Annotated in this window: 1 protein-coding gene; it reads right to left on the bottom strand. The window is 62.5% G+C overall.

Annotated features, from left to right (window positions below; all coding sequences use genetic code 11):
- Positions 1–108: 108 nt before the first annotated feature.
- Positions 109–773 (bottom strand): PRTRC system protein F (locus tag AWB81_RS43735; RefSeq protein WP_144444428.1); only part of this gene is annotated, 665 nt, incomplete at its 5' end.

Raw genomic sequence — 773 nt, forward strand, 5'->3', positions numbered from 1 at the left:
TAGACGGCGCTGCGATCCTGGCGGCCGTACAGCAAGATGGCGCTGATTGCCGCGAGTTCGTCGACGCGGTCCGAGCCGATATCAAGCCCTTTCATAAAAAACTCCGAGTTATGCCGCGAGACACGCGATGACGCGGTCCAGTTGGCCAAGAATGGATAAGCCCTGCGACCAGTCCGCGTACTGCTTGCGGATGGCGTCAGGCGTAGAGGCAAGCGGCGTAAAGCCGTAATAGGTCGTGCCGTCGCCGGCGCAAGCGAGGTACTCGTAGTGCGAATCGAGTACTTCACCCACGCGGCTGTCGTTCTGCACCGTGAGCGTGGCGGCTGCATACGCGCAGCGAGGCCGATACTCGCAACCGAAAAGCTCGCGATTGCCGACCCGCTGCAGCATCAGCGACAGCTTCTCCAGCTCCGCACAGATGCGACGCGTGTGACCGGAGGTGACCCGCTGAAGCCGCCTAAGCGCCGCAACGCCAAGTGCCCGTTGAGGCAGATAGCGCCGGGTTTTCGCGTGCCACCGGTAGACGTCCATGTCGTCGGGACAAAGCTGCGGACGCACAACGGAAGGGAGGTAGTGCTCGATCTCCGCTTCATCCTCGCCGAATCGGTCGGTCAGCGTCTCGCGGGCTTCCTCATCGGTCGCTTGCGAGTCGCCGTCCCAGAACCATGAGGCGAATTCGCCCAGGAACTCGTCCGGCGTTCTGACCCACATCGTGCGTCCCGCTGCACGATTGATCAGCACCATCGCCGTCGACACCAGGCGTGGATGAACAT

This window comes from Caballeronia arationis (genome assembly GCF_001544975.2).
GTDB lineage: Bacteria > Pseudomonadota > Gammaproteobacteria > Burkholderiales > Burkholderiaceae > Caballeronia > Caballeronia arationis.